The organism is Wenyingzhuangia sp. IMCC45467 (genome assembly GCF_054111205.1).
Genome location: NZ_CM134196.1, coordinates 2,562,154 through 2,580,556, shown reverse-complemented (window position 1 = coordinate 2,580,556; position 18,403 = coordinate 2,562,154). Strand labels below are relative to the sequence as shown.

18 protein-coding genes and 1 tRNA gene are annotated in these 18,403 nt (G+C 31.7%); all 19 read right to left on the bottom strand.

Translation table 11 applies throughout. The annotated features are described in order from the left end of the window. Positions 1–12 precede the first annotated feature (12 nt). The 19 genes from atpH to folB all read right to left on the bottom strand — a co-directional run bounded on the left by atpH (position 13) and on the right by folB (position 18,278). Positions 13–567, bottom strand: coding sequence for an ATP synthase F1 subunit delta (gene atpH / locus ACXGQT_RS11050; protein ID WP_457828656.1), 555 nt, complete (start codon positions 565–567; stop codon positions 13–15). Positions 568–575: 8 nt separating this feature from the next. Beyond that, positions 576–1,076 (bottom strand): F0F1 ATP synthase subunit B, encoded by a 501-nt coding sequence (locus ACXGQT_RS11045; RefSeq protein WP_457828655.1) that lies wholly within the window; start codon positions 1,074–1,076, stop codon positions 576–578. 98 nt (positions 1,077–1,174) lie between these two features. Beyond that, on the bottom strand, positions 1,175–1,372 hold the full coding sequence (locus tag ACXGQT_RS11040) for an ATP synthase F0 subunit C (protein ID WP_073118003.1): 198 nt from the start codon (positions 1,370–1,372) through the stop codon (positions 1,175–1,177). Between the two features lie 35 nt (positions 1,373–1,407). After that, positions 1,408–2,577: a F0F1 ATP synthase subunit A gene (atpB, locus tag ACXGQT_RS11035; RefSeq protein ID WP_457828654.1), complete on the bottom strand. Its 1,170-nt coding sequence runs from the start codon at positions 2,575–2,577 to the stop codon at positions 1,408–1,410. A gap of 105 nt (positions 2,578–2,682) precedes the next feature. Then, the gene (locus ACXGQT_RS11030) at positions 2,683–3,093 is read right to left on the bottom strand and encodes a DUF6168 family protein (RefSeq protein ID WP_457828653.1); all 411 of its coding nucleotides are present in this window, start codon (positions 3,091–3,093) and stop codon (positions 2,683–2,685) included. 5 nt (positions 3,094–3,098) lie between these two features. Next, positions 3,099–3,248 carry a hypothetical protein gene (locus tag ACXGQT_RS11025; RefSeq protein ID WP_457828652.1) on the bottom strand — a complete coding sequence of 50 codons (150 nt, stop codon included), beginning with the start codon at positions 3,246–3,248 and terminating at the stop codon, positions 3,099–3,101. A 31-nt stretch (positions 3,249–3,279) separates the two neighbouring features. Then, a complete protein-coding gene (locus ACXGQT_RS11020; RefSeq protein WP_457828651.1) occupies positions 3,280–3,717 on the bottom strand; it encodes a bactofilin family protein in 438 nt (145 codons plus the stop codon). Between the two features lie 32 nt (positions 3,718–3,749). Further along, positions 3,750–5,900, bottom strand: coding sequence for a type IX secretion system periplasmic lipoprotein PorW/SprE (gene porW / locus ACXGQT_RS11015; RefSeq protein ID WP_457828650.1), 2,151 nt, complete (start codon positions 5,898–5,900; stop codon positions 3,750–3,752). Positions 5,901–5,969: 69 nt separating this feature from the next. Continuing rightward, the gene (locus tag ACXGQT_RS11010) at positions 5,970–6,923 is read right to left on the bottom strand and encodes an NAD(P)H-dependent flavin oxidoreductase (protein ID WP_457828649.1); all 954 of its coding nucleotides are present in this window, start codon (positions 6,921–6,923) and stop codon (positions 5,970–5,972) included. 50 nt (positions 6,924–6,973) lie between these two features. Further along, the gene (locus ACXGQT_RS11005; RefSeq protein WP_457828648.1) at positions 6,974–8,056 is read right to left on the bottom strand and encodes an acyltransferase family protein; all 1,083 of its coding nucleotides are present in this window, start codon (positions 8,054–8,056) and stop codon (positions 6,974–6,976) included. Positions 8,057–8,108: 52 nt separating this feature from the next. Then, positions 8,109–9,938, bottom strand: a complete 1,830-nt coding sequence (locus ACXGQT_RS11000) for a M1 family metallopeptidase (RefSeq protein WP_457828647.1) — start codon at positions 9,936–9,938, stop codon at positions 8,109–8,111. 58 nt (positions 9,939–9,996) lie between these two features. Then, positions 9,997–11,661, bottom strand: a complete 1,665-nt coding sequence (locus ACXGQT_RS10995; RefSeq protein ID WP_457828646.1) for a S8 family peptidase — start codon at positions 11,659–11,661, stop codon at positions 9,997–9,999. Next, positions 11,658–12,521, bottom strand: coding sequence for an MBL fold metallo-hydrolase (locus ACXGQT_RS10990; protein WP_457828645.1), 864 nt, complete (start codon positions 12,519–12,521; stop codon positions 11,658–11,660). The genes ACXGQT_RS10995 and ACXGQT_RS10990 overlap by 4 nt, the downstream gene beginning before the upstream one ends. A 77-nt stretch (positions 12,522–12,598) precedes the next feature. Beyond that, positions 12,599–14,323, bottom strand: a complete 1,725-nt coding sequence (locus ACXGQT_RS10985) for an alpha-amylase family glycosyl hydrolase (RefSeq protein WP_457828644.1) — start codon at positions 14,321–14,323, stop codon at positions 12,599–12,601. Between the two features lie 2 nt (positions 14,324–14,325). Then, a complete protein-coding gene (locus ACXGQT_RS10980) occupies positions 14,326–15,537 on the bottom strand; it encodes a glycosyl transferase (RefSeq protein ID WP_457828643.1) in 1,212 nt (403 codons plus the stop codon). Positions 15,538–15,542: 5 nt separating this feature from the next. Continuing rightward, on the bottom strand, positions 15,543–16,697 hold the full coding sequence (locus tag ACXGQT_RS10975) for a glycerate kinase type-2 family protein (RefSeq protein WP_457828642.1): 1,155 nt from the start codon (positions 16,695–16,697) through the stop codon (positions 15,543–15,545). Then, the gene (locus tag ACXGQT_RS10970) at positions 16,690–17,487 is read right to left on the bottom strand and encodes an HAD-IIB family hydrolase (protein ID WP_457828641.1); all 798 of its coding nucleotides are present in this window, start codon (positions 17,485–17,487) and stop codon (positions 16,690–16,692) included. The genes ACXGQT_RS10975 and ACXGQT_RS10970 overlap by 8 nt, the downstream gene beginning before the upstream one ends. 293 nt (positions 17,488–17,780) lie before the next feature. Further along, a tRNA-Cys gene (locus tag ACXGQT_RS10965) sits at positions 17,781–17,854 on the bottom strand. Positions 17,855–17,912: 58 nt separating this feature from the next. After that, positions 17,913–18,278 (bottom strand): dihydroneopterin aldolase, encoded by a 366-nt coding sequence (folB, locus tag ACXGQT_RS10960; RefSeq protein ID WP_457828640.1) that lies wholly within the window; start codon positions 18,276–18,278, stop codon positions 17,913–17,915. Between the last annotated feature and the right edge of the window lie 125 nt (positions 18,279–18,403).

The following is an 18,403-nucleotide window of genomic DNA, read 5'->3' as shown; positions in this document are numbered from 1 at the left end:
TTGATGTATTTTTTAATTTTTTGATATGAATTGACTATTGTCAAAACTTCTTTCTAACAATGTTAAACTTCTTGAAACACTAGCATCATATTGAATATCTCCAATACGCAAAACAAATCCTCCAATAATTTCTGGGTTGATAATGTTTTCAATAGCTGTTGCACTTCCTGTTAGCTCTTTAATTTTATCAATTACTTTTGATTCTAAAGAGGCTGTTAAAGGAACTGCTGTAGTTACTTGTGCTACTTTAATAGATTTTAAATGATTGTATATTGTTTGATAACTTGTAGCTACCAATGCTAATATATTCAAACGTTTCTTTTCTCCTAAAAGCTTAATTAATCCTAAAGTGTAACCGTTAATTTGCTTTCCAAAAACAGCTTCTAAAGCATTTACTTTTTCAGATGTTTTTACAATTGGGCTTTTTAACATTACCTCTAAGTCTTGACTTTCAGCAATAGTAGCGGCAATTAATTGCATATCTGCATTTACTGCATCTTCGCTTTTATTGTCTTCTGCAAGATTTAAGATCGCTTTTGCATATCGCAATGCTGCTCTTGTACTCATGCTCTATATTAGTTTAAAACAACTTCGTTTAAAGATTTCTCTACCAAAGCCAATTGACTTTCTTCTGAAGCTAATTCACTTTTAATTATTTTTTTTGCAATATCAATAGATATTCCAGCAACTTGAGCTTTTAACTCTGTTAAGGCTGCTTGCTTTTCTAGTTCAATAGCAGCTTTAGCATTTGTAATAATTGCTTCAGCCTCGGCATTTGCTTCGCCTTTTGCTTCAGAAACTATTTTTTCTTTTATTTCACGAGCTTCTTTTAACATAGTGTCTCTTTCTGCTCTTGCCTCTTTTAAAATTCTTTCGTTATCAGCGTTTAAAGCCTCTAACTCCTTTTTAGCATTTTCTGCTGCCTTTAATGCATTTGAAATCCCTTCTTCTCTTGAGTTTAATGCCTCTAAAATTGGCTTCCAAGCAAATTTGCGCATTAAAATAATCAATACTACAAATATAATTGATACCCAGACAAATAGACCAAATGAAAAATCGTTAATTAACTTATCCATTTATGTTTGTTTTAAATATAGTTTGTTTTATTCTGCTTAATGTTAAGTACTATCTGTAACCAACCGTTACAGATAGTACTTGTTTTTTTGGAAGGGAATTATTTCCCTAAGATTAACGCACCAAAAGCCAAACCTTCTAATAAGGCTCCGATGATAATCATTGCTGTTTGAATTTTGTTAGCTGCTTCTGGTTGTCTAGCGATAGCGTCCATTGCTGAACCACCAATTTTACCTAAACCTAAACCTGCACCGATAACGATTAAACCTGCTCCTACTAATCCTGGAATTGTTGTCATAATAATGATCTATAAATAATTAAACAAAAAAATTCTTAATGATGATCGTGTTCTTCAACAGCCATACCAATAAACAATGATGATAACATTGTAAAAATGTATGCTTGTAAAAACGCAACTAATAATTCAATAACGTTGATAAACAAAGTTAAAAATAATGATACTCCTATACTTCCACCCGTTCCTAACGTTTCCTTACCTATATAAATAACTGCTAATATTCCCATTACAACAGTATGCCCAGCAGTAATGTTAGCAAATAAACGAATTAATAATGAGAAAGGCTTGGTAAACATACCTAACACCTCTATTGGAGCCAATACAATTTTCATTGGCACTGGTACTCCTGGCATCCAAAATATGTGTTTCCAATAATCTTTATTACCGCTAAATTGAACAATAATAAAAGTAAACAATGCTAAACAAATAGTTACTGCAATATTCCCTGTAACATTAATCCCTAATGGAGTTAATCCTAATAAGTTTGTAATCCAAATAAAGAAAAACACTGTTAATAAGAATCCCATAAATTTACGGTATTTCTTTTCTCCAATATTTGGTTTTGCTATTTCGTCTCTTACAAAAATAACCAATGGCTCCAACACTCTTGCAAATCCTGTTGGAATTGGCCCATTTTTATATCCTTTAGCTAATGATCTAAACAACAAGAACATTAAAATAGATATTGCTAAAATTGAAAATACATTTTTAGTGATAGATAAATCTAAAGGCTTTGCGTTGGCTGGATGATGATGTTCATCATACTCAATAGTTCCTTTAGCATCTGTTTTGTATATTTTTCCGTGGTATAATTTATAATGAGCATCTCCTTTAGCCACCACTTTATCTCCATGATGAAATTCTGATGACATGAATACTTTTATCCCATTATCTACTAAAATAACTGGTAATGGAAAACCATAATGATGACCTGCTGCTTCATCAGAAAAGAAAACAAAATCATGTGAATCACCTAAGTGATGATCTATATATGCAGCAACTTCATCTTTGGTATTCACTCCATCATTATAACCTTCATCTTCTAAATGAGGAAGTGCTCCATGAGCATGTTCATTATTCTCGTGATGCGCTGCTTCGTGATGAGTCTCAGTTTGATGCTGATCTTCGTTTGCATTCATTGTAAACGACGGTACTAATGTTAGCATTAACACCACCAAAACTTTTAGGTTCAATTTTCCTATCATTCTCTCGTGAATATTGATTGTTTTCAAAATTTGTGCAAATGTAAACAATAATTTAAAAAAACTAATAGTTTTCAACAGCGAATTGTTGAAAATTCAAAAACTTTATTATTTCTTTAACTCTTTAGCTAAATCGCTAATTTTTAACATTTTTACTATAAATATTTGCTCTAGTACCAAATTCAACCCAAAAGGGATAAAAAAGGCTAAAGCATCTGCTTTAACCACTTCCCCTACATTATTGGTAGGATTTAATAAAACAAACAATAAAATCATTTTAACAACACTCAAACCTAAAAACACAAAACCTATATGATCTTCGTATTTTTTCTTTAAGAACAATATAGCAGAACACATAGATAAAGAAGCTATAGCATTAACTAAGTACGCTATTTTTACATTTACCACTGGTGCAACTTCTGCTTGGTTAGCTGGTATTATAAAAAAATAATGTAAAATATAAGCAACAATATTTAGCACTACTAAAAGAGTAATACTTTTGATATGATTTTTAACCATTAAAATTATTCGTTATTAAGTTTATTCAATTGTTTCATCAACATCAACACAAAAACAACAAGTGCAACTACAATAAACAACAATGTAAACCAAGGTTTTTCAAAAGAAAAATTTGCATCTAAATAACCTCCAGCTAACGATGCTAAATACATCATTAATCCTAGCTGAACTCCTATTCCAGAAAATCTAAGAAATTTCCGAAACGTGTTGTTTTCTTTCTTTTGTTGTTTCAACTGTTGTTGCTTTTAATTCTTTAATTGTGCTTAACATTTTGCAGTTTGCATTAAATACTGCTCCAGGCTCAACTGTTAAACTTTCCATATAAACCTCTCCTGAAACTTTTGCACTTGGTTTTAAACACAGTGAGTTTTTAACCTCTAAATGTCCATCAAAAAAACCTTCAATATCAGCATTTACACATTTTACTTTTCCAAAAACTTTTCCATCAGGTCCAATAATAATTTTTCCTGTAGTGGTTAAGTCTCCTTCAACAGTTCCATCAATTCTAAAATCTCCTTGAGAGACAATTTCTCCTTTAAAAGTAGTTTTTTTAGAAATTCTATTTCTTTCCATTACTAAATCATCTTGTTGCCCCAAAGTCTTTTTTTTATCTGAATTAAACATAGCTTATTATATTTAATGGTTATTTATCAAAGTTAATTATTATTTAAAAACTCTAATGCTTTTTTTGCCTCCTCCGTATTTGGATATCTTAACTTTATCTCTGTCAATAATTTATTAAATGCTTGCTTACCTTCAATTTTAGCTATAATATAAGCATGTAACAGCGCATATTTTGGTGCTAAATCAGTTTCAGCATATTTAACTTTTGCTATATTGATTTCTTCTAAAGCAGCCTCAAATGAATTTACAAGATATAATTCATAAATAGTTTCGTAACACTTTATATATTCATTTTCCTCTTCACCAACAGCAACCTCTTCTACATTATTAACTAGTTTTGTAAAAGATGATTTTGGATATTCTACCTGCAATTTCTGTTTATAAAAATTAGCATTTACCTCTTCTTTGGTGTCTTTATAAATTTTATACAATCTGTAATAAGCCCCCATTTTTAAATCATCTGAAGGGTTAAAAGCAATTAATTGCTTTAATTTTTCTACTGCCAATTCTTTTTCATCTAACTGACTGTAATAAGCATTCCCTAATTCGTAATAATTTAAATTTCTGGCTTTTGTTATACTATCTAAAAACTTAGGATCTCTATTTATTTGAGAGGTATAATAAGCTACATCGTATTTTGATACACTAGAAGATTGAATGCTATCTTTTATTAAGTTCTCTGATTTAACAATTCCAGAAGGTGTAAACAATGAAGATGCATACCAATTTCCATCTCTCCTAGATGCTTTCCATATTTTTTGAAACTCTTCTCTCCCTTCTGTTCTAACTTTATTGTTGTAAAAATACCAACTATTAGCTCCTTCTTTATTTGTTAATCTATTTTGGGCTGCCAAGGCTTTTAACTCCTTTATTCTTTTGTTTTTTTCAGATGCTTTTATGTTATCAATATAATTTTGATAATAAGTAGTCAACTCATTTTTATCTAAACTTGCAATTTTTAACAAACTATCATTGGTCGTTGCCTGATCAATAGTGTTTACTATTTTTTCTAAACTATTAGATTTTCTGGTAATACGAATAACTCTTAACGAATTCTGGTTTTTAGAAACATCAATTAAACTATCATAATAAGACTTTGCAAATTTGTACTGTTTCTCGTTATATGAAATATCTCCTAATTGCTCATATGCAATCATTTTTTGATGTACATCTTCTTGAGATTTTTCTATAGATTGGGTATAATATGTTTTGGCTAACTTTATAGAATCTGCTTTTTCATAAACCAATCCTTTTTGAAAAAGCAACTTATTTATATAAGGCCTATTTTTTCTTACAAAAATTAAATGATCAATCTCTTCTAAAAATTCTTGGGTGCTATAATCTTCAATATGATTGTTAATTTTTTCCAATTTAGATTGCAATTTATATTTATACAATCCTTTTTTTGTGTTAATCACCCTATCAAAAGCCTCATCAGATGAATCTATTTCGCCTTTACTTCTATACAATTGACCTAAAACAAAGGCTGCTCTAGAAGCCATTACTCCTTTATCAACAGCCTCTAAAGAAGCCTCTAAATGAACTATTCTTTGATCTATACTATCTGGTGTTTGCTCATAAGCCATTACCACTCCCAACTCTGCTTGTTGTCTTACTTCATCTGTTAATCTCGATGATGTTAACAATCTTAACAAAGCCTTTTTTCCAAAATTTACATTTCCAGTATGTATGTTTGCTTTGGCTCTCCACACCACAGTTTCATAAATTAAACTGGCACTTGGATAGTTTTTAATAATATATTCAAAAGACTCTAAAGCTGGAGTAAATCTTTTTGTGTAGTACCTAGACTTTCCCAAAAGCAAATAGGCTTCATCAATCTGTGAGTTTTTTTCTTCACCATCTAGCAGCATAGAGTGTTTTTGAATGGCTTTTACAGCTTTTTCTTCTGCCAACTCAAAATCAGATTGACCAATAGGCTTTACCTCATCATCTACACTTTCTTTAGCATAAAAACTAAAAGGCTCTATAGGTAATATTTTAGTAAAATCATCACTATAAGTACTTTCTACTTTATCTAAACCCTTTTTATATGCCTCCTTACCGTTATACAATACATTGTATTTGGTTACCAAAGCATGGAAATTTCTATTTAAAAACTTATCCTTACGTGTGCTACACGATGTAAAAAGTAATACTGATATGAAAAAAATTAAGTATTTCACAAAAATGATTAGATAAATAGTTATTGCTTTAAACACAAATATAACGTTCTGTGTTTAATAGCATTGTGCTTAGACTACAAATCTATCTATAATTTTAGAAACAGGCTCAATTTTAGAGGTATATTGAATACTTGGTCCTGCCACCCATACATTTTTATAGGTTACTTTTTGAGCAGAATTTACCACATCTTGTGTTCCTTTTAAATACCTTAAGAGCTTAATCCACTTTTTTAAGAATGCATATTTATGGAGTTTTTTTTCTAACCAGGTTTCATCTAAACCAACTTTTTGTACATATGGAGTATTGATAACTGTACAAGGGGTTCCTGATATTTTTTTTGTCATTACAATATCATCAGCTCCATAATCTACACAGGCTTGTTTGTATTCTTGAGAAACTTTTGATTCTTGAGATGCAATAAACGGACTTCCTATAGATGCTCCTGCCGCTCCATAAGAAAGCACCATATCTAAATCTTGTTTGGTTCCAATTCCGCCTGCAGAAATTACAGGCAACTTAGTGTTTTCCACCAATTCTTTAATTAGTTTCTCTGGAGGATAAGCCCCTCTATGGCCACCTGCTCTATTATTTACTGCTATTAAAGCATCACAACCTAGCTTTTCTGCTTTTAATGCATGATCTAAATTAACCACATCACAAAATACCTTGATTCCAGCTCTACGTGCCAACACAATTACCTCTCTTGGACTTCCTAAAGAAGTAATAATAAAATCTACCCCTTCATCACAACAAGCCTTTAACTGCTCTCTATATTTTAAGTTTGATGGGTTTACAATAATATTTATTCCAAATGCTCCACGTACAGGTTTGGCAGCTTTCATTTCTTGAATAGCCGCTTTTAATTCTGATATTTTTCTATAATTAAGAGCAGGAATGCAACCTGCACCACCTCTTTTCATAGCTGCAACAACCATGGCTGTGTTTGAAACTAAAAACATAGGAGCTACCAAAAACGGTAAATCTATTCCTAGTAACTCTTGTAGTTTTTTAGATTGTGGCATAAAGAGGTTTTTATTAGCTTAAATATATACTTTTAAATCACTATTAAAGTTTAATATAAATTTATTTTATCTGTTAAAAAACGTCTTGCAGGAAAATCTACAAACCTAAACACTAGATAAGATAAACCTATTAATAATATAACAGAAACAGGAATAACTAACCATAATTGCTCATAACTTGGTTTTTCTACAATTACATACGTTAAAAACACCCAAACAAATGGATAATGTGTCATGTATAACGGATAAGAAATATTTCCTGAAAATTTATTTATTTTTTCATATCTACCATCTAAAGTTGCTCCAGCACCTAAAGCGACTAACAAAGGAAAATAAAAAATTATTACTATAGGTTCTATGAACCAATTCCAAGCATCATTATAAGGAATTAAAAACGCAATCATTAACAAAACACTCATGCTTATTAAACCTAAATTATTTTTAATAATCCAATGAGAACGATACACCAGCATCCCCATTAAAAAAGAAAAGGAAATACGAGCAAAGCCATCAAAAAAATTTGAACCACCCCATCCTCCAGCTAAATTACCTGAAACCCAGCCTGTATAACAAAGACCTATAGATGCTAACAAAACCAATAAAACCAACACCTTTTTAGTAACTTTAATAAATACTACAGCATATAATAAATTGGCTATATATTCCCAAAATAAAGACCAACTTGGTGCGTTTAAGCTAAATAAATTAAAATATCTCTCTGGCATTACAGGATAAGGAATCATAAATATTGATGTTATAAAAATTAACACAGTATCTTTAAACCCATATACCGATGGTAAATTACTAAAGGGATCTACCATAAATGTAAGCAATCCTAAAACAGAGCCTACAATAACCAACGGCTGTAAACGAATTAGTCTTTTTTTTAAAAAAGTCATCAAGCTCATTTCAGCCATACGATTATCATAAGCGTATGAAACGACAAAACCCGACAAACAAAAAAAGAAATCTACCGCTAAATAACCATGAGCAATAAAATTATTACTATAATCTGTAATAGCTATTTCCATAAAATGAAAAACTACTACTACTATGGCTGCCAAACCTCGTAATCCATCTAATATTTCAAAATGAGGTTTTGTATTTAAAATCTGGGGACATATATTTCTCAACTCTACTAGGGGTATTTGTATTAATTATGCTAAAGAATGTAAAACTCTATTCTTACTTTACCATTTTTACCCAAACATTGTTTTTTCTATCAATATCAGCTGTTTGGTTTTGTACGTCTATTTCTACTTTTTTTAAGGTCTTAGTTACAGGAAAAGTATATACTGGATTTGTCCAATTCCAATCCTTTAATAAGGTGGCATTTGTTTTTTTCTCTCCTCTCATTCTCACCAAAGGAATGTAAAATAACTCTTGACTATCATCTTCATAAGTTACTGTTACCTCAACGGGCATTTCCATAGTTCCTTTGTTATGAAGGTTCACCTGATTAGTGATTGACGGAAACACTTCATAATCTATAGTTTTGGTTGTTTCTGTCCAATGATTTAAGTACCAATCTAACTCCATATTAGATTCCTTTTCAGCTATTCTAATAAAATCATCTGATCTTGGATGTTTAAAAACGTATTCTTTGTAATACCTTTTTAAGGTACTTTTAAAAGCATCTTCTCCAATAATATATTTTAATTGATGTAAGAACAATGCTCCCTTATTATATGTAGAAACTCCGTAACCATAGTTATAATCAAACTCGTCTCCATGAGTTGTTAAAGGTTGTTCAATTCCGTAACCCACCAAATTTTTATATGATTTATATATATTTTCAAACCCATCTTCATCTTCAAATATTTCATTTTCTATAACCGTAGAAATATAAGTAGTAAACCCTTCATCTTGCCAAGCTTGTTTGGTTTCATTACTAGCTAATAAAAATTGAAACCAAGTGTGTGCCAACTCATGAGCAACTACCCCAACCAAACTCCTGTACTCTCTGTCTCCAGTAATTAAAGTACACATAGCATACTCCATTCCCCCATCACCACCTTGTATAACACTGTATTGCTTATACGGATAGGCTCCGACATTTTCTTGATAAAAAGAAAATAATTTATCCATAATAGCTGGTAATTTTTCCCAAGACTCTTGTTTATCATCAGCTAAAGAGTTCTTAAACAAAAGGTGAGTTACAGGACCATTAGGCACTTTGTGTTTGATGTGTTTAAAATCTGGATCTGCAGCCCAAGAAAAATCATGAACATTAGGAGCTTTAAACTCCCAAGTAATTTTTCCATCTACTATTTTTTGATCTACTTTCTCTCCTACCTCTTCATATCCGTGTCCAACCTCATCTACATTTTGTAAATAACCAGTTCCTCCAACAACATAATCTTTATCAATGGTTATATTTACTTCATAATCTCCCCAGTCAGCAAAAAACTCAGCTCCTATATAAGGGTTTGCATGCCAACCCTCATCATCATAAGCTGCTAGTTTAGGATACCATTGAGTCATAGATAAAGCTACACCTTCCTCGTTATCTCTACCCGATCTACGAACTTGCAAAGGAATCTGCCCTTCAAACTCCATTTCTAACTTGGTTTTTCTTCCAGACTTTAAAGGCTTTGCTAATTCAACCTCTAAAATGGTTCCTTCTATTTTGTACGTTAAAGGTTTTCCATTTTGCAACAGCGATTTTACTTTTATATATCCTTGCTCCTCGGGTGCTAAAAGTGATATTTTACTCTTTTTTACTGGAGCTTCTTCTGTTCCTTTATTCACCACCAACTTACCATTTGGATCTGGAATATTTTGCACCCTCATATCCATAGCACTTCCTGGCTGAAAGGCGTTATTATAAAGATGATAATAAACCTTAGTTAATGTTTCTGGGGAATTATTTTTATATTTTATTTCTTGTTTCCCTGTATATTGATGGCTTTTTACATCCATATCAATATCCATTTTATAATCTGTTTTCTGTTGCCAATACTGAGCATTTGCTGTAAGAGACACAAGCCCTAAAAGGAGTATAATTTTTTTCATATTTATAAAAAAATGCCAGTTTGTAGTTTTACAAACTGGCTGGGGATTTAAATTAATTTTATTTTTTCTTATCGATCATTTCTGCAGCCATTTTAACAGCATTATAAGCATTTACAATTCTTCCGCTCTTAGACAATTCTGTAAATGGCACTAACTTTCCTTCTCCATTTGGCAATAACACCTCTAAATTAACCAAAGTACCAGAGTTCATAATGATATGTTTTACTTGGCTAGCAGACAATTCAGGAAAATAAGAACGAATTAATGCTGCAACTCCTGCAGTTGCTGGCGATGCCATTGATGTTCCACTTAAACTTTTATATTCATTATTAGGAACAGTATTGTAAATATCATGACCTGGAGCAAAAACATCTACGTTATGATGACCGTAATTGGTAAAATCTGCTGGTAGGTTTTCATTATAAAAACGAGTTGCCGCTCCTACTGTTAAAAAGTTATCTGATATTTCTTTTTCTAAATCTTCGGTATCTTTAGGATAACTAAGTACTTCATCAATATTATCTCCATCATTTCCTGCTGCATTTACAATTAGCACATCTTTTTTTGCTGCATATTTAATAGCATCATATACCCATTCAGCATTTGGAGAATATCCTTTTCCAAAACTAGTATTAATTACTTTTGCTCCGTTATCAACAGCGTATCTAATTCCTAAAGCAACATCTTTATCGTATTCATCTCCATTAGGAACTACACGAACTGCCATTAACAACGCATTATCAGCCACTCCATTTACTCCTAGGTGATTGTTTCTATCTGCCAAAACAATTCCAGAAACATGTGTTCCGTGAATTTCATCATCTCCTTGATCTTTTACATTGTTATCTCCATAAAACTTAGTTTCCATAGAATAACCATTATCATTTAATTTGGCTCTTCCGTTAAATTCAAGATTATAGTATGCATTTACTTGAGAAGTATAATAGTCTACTGCTGGCTCTAATTGTTTTAATTGTTCATCTATAGAACTACCCGAACTTAATATTTTTATAGCCATTTCTTTTTGAGAATTGACAAAATCAAAAGTAGAGCTTGCTGCTTTTAAATCTTCTAAAGTATACTCTTCTTTACCTGTTAAGTTTTGCATAGCAACATGGGTAGCTTTTAACATGTCTTCGTACTGCATGTATTGTGCTTGCCCTTTTTTAACACGCTCTAAATTGCTTTTAAAATCTTCTTCAATAGCTTTAAATTCTTCAAACTTTTTTAAATCTTCTTCCTTTTTAAAATCGGCTTCAGTCTTTCCTTCATACAAAGGTTTTTGCATACGATACAACCTTGTAAGCTCTAAGTTTTCATCATATGTAGCTCCTAAAAAGTTCCATCCATGTACGTCATCAATATAACCGTTTTTGTCATCATCTATTCCGTTTCCTGGAATCTCCTTTGGATTTGTCCATATTTTAGACGACAAATCTTCATGAGTAATATCACTTCCAGAATCTGTAACAGCTACTATAACAGGTACACTTTTTCTGTTTTTTAAAAACTCATATGCTTCTGCCAAACTAATTCCGGGAATAGAATCAGTTGCCAAATCTGCATGAGACCAAGTTCTCACTTGTTCTTCTGTAAACACTTTTTTACTTGGAATAATTACAGAAGTATCTGTTCCTGCTGGCACTGCTATTCTTTTGATAGAATTACAACTTACCAAAAAAGTTCCTACTACTGTTGCTACTATTATTTTTGAAAATTTCATGAATTAAATATCTGGTTAAATGTGTATGTTTCTTTTAATCTTACTCCTTTTTCTGTTTGTTGCACGGTACACAACTCATGATGAGCATCGTGTTGCAAAAACAAAATATATTCATTTTTTGCGGCTTCGTTCAAAAATAATTCTTTTTCCGACAAAGTCAACAAAGGCCTTGTATCATAACTCATTACATAAGGTAATGGAATGTGGCCAGTGGTTGGCAATAAATCTGCCATAAAAACAACTGTTTTTCCTTTGTATTGAATCATCGGAATCATTTGTTTTTCGGTGTGTCCATCAGCAAAAAAGATGCCAAATCCCAACTCTGAAAATTGTGTTTTATCACTTCCATTTACTGGAACAAATTTTAACTGTCCGCTTTCTTTAATTGGATGGATGTTTTCTGTTAAAAAAGAAGCTTTTTCACGTGCATTGGGTTCTGTTGCCCATTGCCAATGATTGGCATTTGACCAAAATGTTGCATTCTTAAATGCAGGTTCTAAAAAAGTCTTGTTTTTGTTCCATTGTATAGCCCCACCTACATGATCAAAATGTAAGTGTGTTAAAAAAACATCGGTAATATCGTCTCTATGAAAACCGTGTTTTGCTAAAGACAAATCTGTGGTAAAATCTCCCCAAGGATAAAAATGACTAAAAAATTTATCTCCTTGTTTATTTCCTAAACCTGTATCAATTAAAATCAATCTGTTACCATCTTCAATTAACAAACAACGCATTCCAATATCAATCATATTGTTAGCATCTGCTGGGTTGGTTCTTTCCCAAATTGCTTTAGGTACCACACCAAACATAGCTCCTCCGTCTAACTTAAAATTCCCAGATTCTATTGGGTACAAGGTCATAGCTAAAGTTTTTTTTATTTAAAGATATAAAATGACTTTAGATTGAACCTCTTATTTCATTAAAAATGACCATCCTATTAAATCTTACCTTTTAACCACATCATTTGATAAGGTTTTAAGGTAAACGATGTACTTAGTAATTCTACTACTGTAGAAGAAACAACCAAGTCTCTTAAAGGCAACGATATATTCTCTGGCAAACTACATTCAACTTCTTCATCAGAAAAATTATGAATAGCAACCACTCTTTCTCTATTGTTTACACAATGCTGATCTACTACAAATAAACGATCATCTAAATTTAAAAACTCAAACTCTCCAAAAGGATTAAATGCAGGCTCATTAATTCTAATAGAGATTAATCTTTTATAACTTGCTAACATTTTTTTAGGCAAAGATCCATGAACGGCTAATTCTTTTTCTAACCAATCTATATGGTATTTTTCTCTGTTTATGGTTCTATTAACCCCTGTGTGTTTTACTCCATCTTTATAGTTACGAGACCCTACTAGGGAATGAAAGTAAATTCCTGGTACTCCAGGCATAGCCAACACAGTTCCTTGTGCTAATAGCATTCTTTTATATCTTACCTCATCATTCTCATCTGGATGTGTTAAAGCATCAATATAACTACAATTCAATTCATATGGACTTTGAGTTCCATCGGCATCGGTTTTATATGATACCAATCCACCATGTGATCTAACCGTTTTACCAAGATGTTGAACCTCATCATCTGTTAAAATACCTTTGATAGGTCTTAAGCCAATTCCGTCATGACTAGCCGTAAAATTAAAGAAACACACTTTATCACTAGGCAATGTTAGTGTTTGTGCCCATTTCATTAATGTTTTGGTGTTTCCGTTTAATACAGAATGTACCAACAAAGGAGGTAAAGCAAAATTATACACCATTTGTGCTTCATCATCACCACTTCCAAAATAAGAAACATTTTCATGATGTGGCACATTGGTTTCTGTAATAATAATTACTTCTGGAGCTACTTCATGTAGCACTTCTCGCATTAACTGTATAAGCTCATGTGTTTGTTCTAAATGCACACATTCTGTACCTATTTCTTTCCAAATAAACGCAATGGCATCTAATCTAATTAAGGTTGCTCCTTTTTCTACATAATAAAAAAGTGCATCTAACACATTCCTTAAAACTCGATGACTTTTATAATTTAAATCTACCTGATCTTTACTAAAAGTAGTCCAAACATGTCTTGTTCTTCCATCATCATCAACAAACTCACTTAGCAACGGCAAAGCTCTTGGTCTTACCACTTTACTTAAATCTATTGACGGATCTACTTCTATAAAAAAATCTTGAAAATAACTATCTCCAGACAAATAAGCTTTAAACCAATCTGAAAATTGTGAAATATGATTGATAACTCCATCAACCATTAATCTATACTCCCCACTAATTTCTTCAATTTCTCTCCACGAACCCATCTTAGGATCTACTGCTCCATAATTTACTACTGAAAATCCATCATCTGAAGAATAAGGATAAAAAGGTAAAATATGAATAGAGTTTATGTATCCCTTTAAATGCTTATCCATAAAACCTTTTAAGGTATGCAAGGAAGGCTCGTAATCTTTGTTTACCTGATCTCCATAAGTAATTAAAATGACATCTTTTTCACTTAGTTGATATGGGGTTGATTTTATTCTTGACTTATATTTAAAAATTAAATCAATAATACTGTCCACAGCCCTATCGGCCATTTCTGGCGGATAAATTTTGTGTAACCTTTTGTTGATGGTATGGTTTTTATCTGAAATATGTTTCATAACTATTCATTATCTAATTTAACGTATTCAACAAATTTTTCTGAAAAATCTGGCATTACCGACCTTACTGTAATCCATGAAGAAAGTGAATGTGTTCCCATTGGATCTTCATAAAATTCACCCGAAGCCTCTTGTATCGCATTTTGAAAAGCTTCTACTGCTTTTATTTCTTTTTCTCTATTATACTCCAAGTTATTTAACTTACTTAGGGCGTTATATTTAGAAATTTCAAACCTAGACTCTTGAAAATAAGTAGCCAGTAAGGTTTTAAAAGAGGCTTCTGAAAAAACAACTCCTTCTTGTGCCAGTACTCTAAACAAAGTTTTGGCAATATCTTTAGACATTTTATAAATTCCAGATCCTGAAATTTGATCGCCCAAATCTTGATGTTTGTGCTCATAACTCTCCATAATCTCGGTCTGACAAATTCTTTTGTTTGATGTATTCTTATACACTTCACTTAATGTAGAAACCTCTAAGCCCCAAGTAGGTGAAATTCCTATACCTCTTGCCAACGACCTAATAAAAGAAAACTCTCCCGACAAAGAATATCTAAAACTCCCCATATAATCTAAATACTTACTTTCTCCGTAAACTTTAGCCAAAGAGTTTACCAACGGAGTATACAACAGTCTTGTAGCTCTACCATGTAACCTATCGGTTACTCTGGAGTAAAAACCTTTGTTAAATTCAAAATCTAAAGCTGGGTGCACAATTGGATAAAACAATCTTGCAGGAATTTCTCTACTGTAATTTACAATATCACAATCATGAAGCGCAAAAGCATATGCATCTTTATCTGCCAAAGCATAACCTATCATGGTCCAAACATTTCTTCCTTTTCCTGGGGTTTCTAAACCTGGAAAACCTTCAGCCGTTAATTCGTGATATAACTCTTTAATTCTTGGTCCATCATTCCACAACACATCTACCTTACAAGGCAAAACAGACATCAACTTTTTTACTTCTTCAAATTGTTCTTCTGTAGCCTGATCTAAACCAAGAATAATTTTATATAAATATTTTACATGTTTTAATTCCTCTATAATTTTGTGCATTGCAGGTGTTTCAAACTCAGAATATAAAGCAGGTAGCATTAATAACATTCCTCTTCTTTCACTAAACTCTTCTAATTCATTTTCTAAATCTTCTAATTTTCTATCTCCTAAATTTTGAAGGGTTGTGATTACTCCGTTTTGAAAAAAATCTGCCATATTTTTTATTTTTTTAAAATGATTATAAAATCCATTACGTTTGTACCCGATATTCCTGTAACAAAATCGTAACCTAGTGTTTTAAAGAATGTATTGCTATCGCTATTCTCTAAATAAGTTTGTGGATTTAAATTTTTGTTTTTTATTTTATCATAAATATCAATATCTACAAAAGCTCCCGTAGCATCTGACCTTCCGTCAATACCATCACTACCAGCACTTAATATTGATATGTTTTCTTTTATACAATCTGTTAGCAACAATCTTAATGCTAATTCTTGATTTCTACCTCCGTAACCATTTTTCCCCTTGACCACTGTGGTGGTTTCTCCTCCAAAAAGTAGACAAAAACTATTATATTTTTTATCATAGCTTATTATCTTATTGTAAACAAAATCTGTTGCTTCTTCAGAACTCATTTCCAATTCAGTAGTTACAACCTCAGTTACGTTTACTTTACCACTCATAAATTCCTTTGCCTCATTTAAAGCAATTTTGTTGTTCCCAACAACATGATGCTTAAACTTTCCATTATACATAGGGGCAGAACCAATAGTATTTAAATCATCACCTATAACATCACTCAACACCAACACTTCTCCATGAGCCTTTATTTGACTGGCTAACTTTCCTCCTTTTATTCTTGATAAAGATTTTCTTACAGTATTTAAAGCTTTGATATCTATACCAGAGGTTAATAATGCCGATGATATTTTTGTGAAATCTTCTAAAGTCAAACCATCAATAGGCTTTTCTATCATGGCAGAAGCTCCACCAGAAAGCAAAAAGACAAACAAATCATCTTCTTTCATTTTACGTACCTCTTCTATTAAAAGACTTCCTGCCTCTATACTTTTTGTTGACACCAATGGGTGTGTAGATGTAAAATGTTTCCCATATTGCAAATCTCCTGTAGAGGTAGAAATTACTAATCCACCCGCAATCTTATCTTTTAAAATAACTTCGCATTCTTTGGCCATATCATAAGCCGCTTTTCCTACACCAAAAACATAAACTTTATTAAAATTTTTAAGCAAGTATTCTGTTCCTGCCATTTTCAAGACTCCATCTTTAATAGATAAATTATCTTTTATTAACGACTTTGCTTTTACCTTGTTTAAAGCTTTGTAATATATGTTCTCTAGTTCTTTTCTATACATTTTTTAAAATCATTTCATTCCAACCTTTTGCTCCTTTATAACTAGATTTTTGCAATTTGTTAGTGGTTAAACTTATATACTCCCCTTCGTGATTCTGAATAGCAATAGGAATCTTTACATTTTCTAGCAATGCAACATCATTTTCTCCATCACCCAAACCAATAGATTTAATAGATGTTTTGTACAACTCACTAAAAATTTCTGTACATTTTTTTACCGCTTTCCCTTTATCCTGACCGTTGCCAATTAAATGATAAAACCTTCCTCCCTTGGTTATTTTTAAACCATTTTCTGAGGCAAGTTTTTCTAACACTGGTATTAAAGACTCGTCTTTTATTACAAAAGGCTCAGTGAATCCTCTATTTTTAGACAGCATTGCACTTTCTAAAGGCAACCCTGTATAAGCTATTACTTCTTCATCGGTCATATCACTAAATCCAAACATGCCAAATTCATATTTACAGGCATTATAAAAAGCAACAACTTCTTTATAAGTAACTCCTAATTGAAGGACATAGTAATCTTCATCAAACGTTTCTAAAAAAGAAAAGTCAAAACCATTGTAATTTTTAGGAATAAATAATGCCGCTCCATTCTCTACAATAAAAGGCTCTTTAATGCCAACTTTTTTTTGAAGTAATTCTACTTCAATTTTGGTTTTACTAGTGGTGAATATTAACGGAATTTCTTTTTTAAATATTTCCGCCAAAGCTTCTTTTGAAGCCTCAAAAGAGTAGTCATTGTGGTTTAAAAAAGTTCCATCTAAGTCTGTAAAAATTATTTTATGCATATGTTTTAGCAATCTTTTTAGCAACGGAATTAGATTTATAATTTATTAAAAAATTAACCAACAACGAAGCAAAAAGTGTTTTTTGATTTGTCTTAAAGTTTAAAATTAAGACATTATAGAATAATTTGGACTGCCAAAAAACAGGTGTAAGAATGAGATTTGCGTAAGACGAATATTTTAGCAAAAATTTTAAGCTCTCAAAGAGGCTCAAAATTTAATTTTCCCCATATCCAAGCCTCCAACAAAATATTAACAAAAGAAAAAACCCATCACTAAAAGTAATGGGTTTGTTTTGGAGGCCTCGAGCGGATTCGAACCGCTGTACACGGTTTTGCAGACCGCTGCCTAGCCACTCGGCCACAAGGCCAAAACGCGAATGCAAATTTATATAAAATATTGTGTTTCGCAACTATCTTTTTAAGATTTTATAAATCTCTTCTTTTTTTTATCATTTCAATGGTTACAGCTTCTACATCACCACCTATAGGAGGGTTTAATTTAGACAAAGCTACTTTTGCTTTTTTTATCATGGGAATTTCTGCTAACATTCTATTTAACACCCTGTCTACCACATGCTCTAACAATTCCGAACGTTTTAAAACCTCTTCTTCAACTACTTTATTTATATGCACGTAATCTACAGTATCTGCTAACTTATCGGATTTTGCAGATTTTTCTAAATCTACCTTCACCTCAACATCTACTCTATAATGAGAACCAATTTTAGCTTCCTCTTCTAAACATCCGTGATTGCTATATATTCTAATATTCTTTACCTTAATAACCCCCATACCTTATATTGTTTAATCATTAAATATCTCCAAACAAGCCTAGTAAATTTTTGTAATTATCATGCACTCATTTGTAACAAATTGCTAAAATAAACCTTTGTATTTAATTCCTAATTCATATCTCA

What these genes read in the sequence shown, in the direction of transcription:
- atpH (WP_457828656.1), bottom strand. Translation starts at nt 567, where the DNA reads ATGAGTACAAGAGCAGCATTGCGATATGCAAAAGCGATCTTAAATCTT.
- ACXGQT_RS11045 (WP_457828655.1), bottom strand. Translation starts at nt 1,076, where the DNA reads ATGGATAAGTTAATTAACGATTTTTCATTTGGTCTATTTGTCTGGGTA.
- ACXGQT_RS11040 (WP_073118003.1), bottom strand. Translation starts at nt 1,372, where the DNA reads ATGACAACAATTCCAGGATTAGTAGGAGCAGGTTTAATCGTTATCGGT.
- atpB (WP_457828654.1), bottom strand. Translation starts at nt 2,577, where the DNA reads ATGATAGGAAAATTGAACCTAAAAGTTTTGGTGGTGTTAATGCTAACA.
- ACXGQT_RS11030 (WP_457828653.1), bottom strand. Translation starts at nt 3,093, where the DNA reads ATGGTTAAAAATCATATCAAAAGTATTACTCTTTTAGTAGTGCTAAAT.
- ACXGQT_RS11025 (WP_457828652.1), bottom strand. Translation starts at nt 3,248, where the DNA reads ATGATGTATTTAGCATCGTTAGCTGGAGGTTATTTAGATGCAAATTTT.
- ACXGQT_RS11020 (WP_457828651.1), bottom strand. Translation starts at nt 3,717, where the DNA reads ATGTTTAATTCAGATAAAAAAAAGACTTTGGGGCAACAAGATGATTTA.
- ACXGQT_RS11010 (WP_457828649.1), bottom strand. Translation starts at nt 6,923, where the DNA reads ATGCCACAATCTAAAAAACTACAAGAGTTACTAGGAATAGATTTACCG.
- ACXGQT_RS11000 (WP_457828647.1), bottom strand. Translation starts at nt 9,938, where the DNA reads ATGAAAAAAATTATACTCCTTTTAGGGCTTGTGTCTCTTACAGCAAAT.
- ACXGQT_RS10995 (WP_457828646.1), bottom strand. Translation starts at nt 11,661, where the DNA reads ATGAAATTTTCAAAAATAATAGTAGCAACAGTAGTAGGAACTTTTTTG.
- ACXGQT_RS10990 (WP_457828645.1), bottom strand. Translation starts at nt 12,521, where the DNA reads ATGACCTTGTACCCAATAGAATCTGGGAATTTTAAGTTAGACGGAGGA.
- ACXGQT_RS10985 (WP_457828644.1), bottom strand. Translation starts at nt 14,323, where the DNA reads ATGAAACATATTTCAGATAAAAACCATACCATCAACAAAAGGTTACAC.
- ACXGQT_RS10980 (WP_457828643.1), bottom strand. Translation starts at nt 15,537, where the DNA reads ATGGCAGATTTTTTTCAAAACGGAGTAATCACAACCCTTCAAAATTTA.
- ACXGQT_RS10975 (WP_457828642.1), bottom strand. Translation starts at nt 16,697, where the DNA reads ATGTATAGAAAAGAACTAGAGAACATATATTACAAAGCTTTAAACAAG.
- ACXGQT_RS10970 (WP_457828641.1), bottom strand. Translation starts at nt 17,487, where the DNA reads ATGCATAAAATAATTTTTACAGACTTAGATGGAACTTTTTTAAACCAC.
- folB (WP_457828640.1), bottom strand. Translation starts at nt 18,278, where the DNA reads ATGGGGGTTATTAAGGTAAAGAATATTAGAATATATAGCAATCACGGA.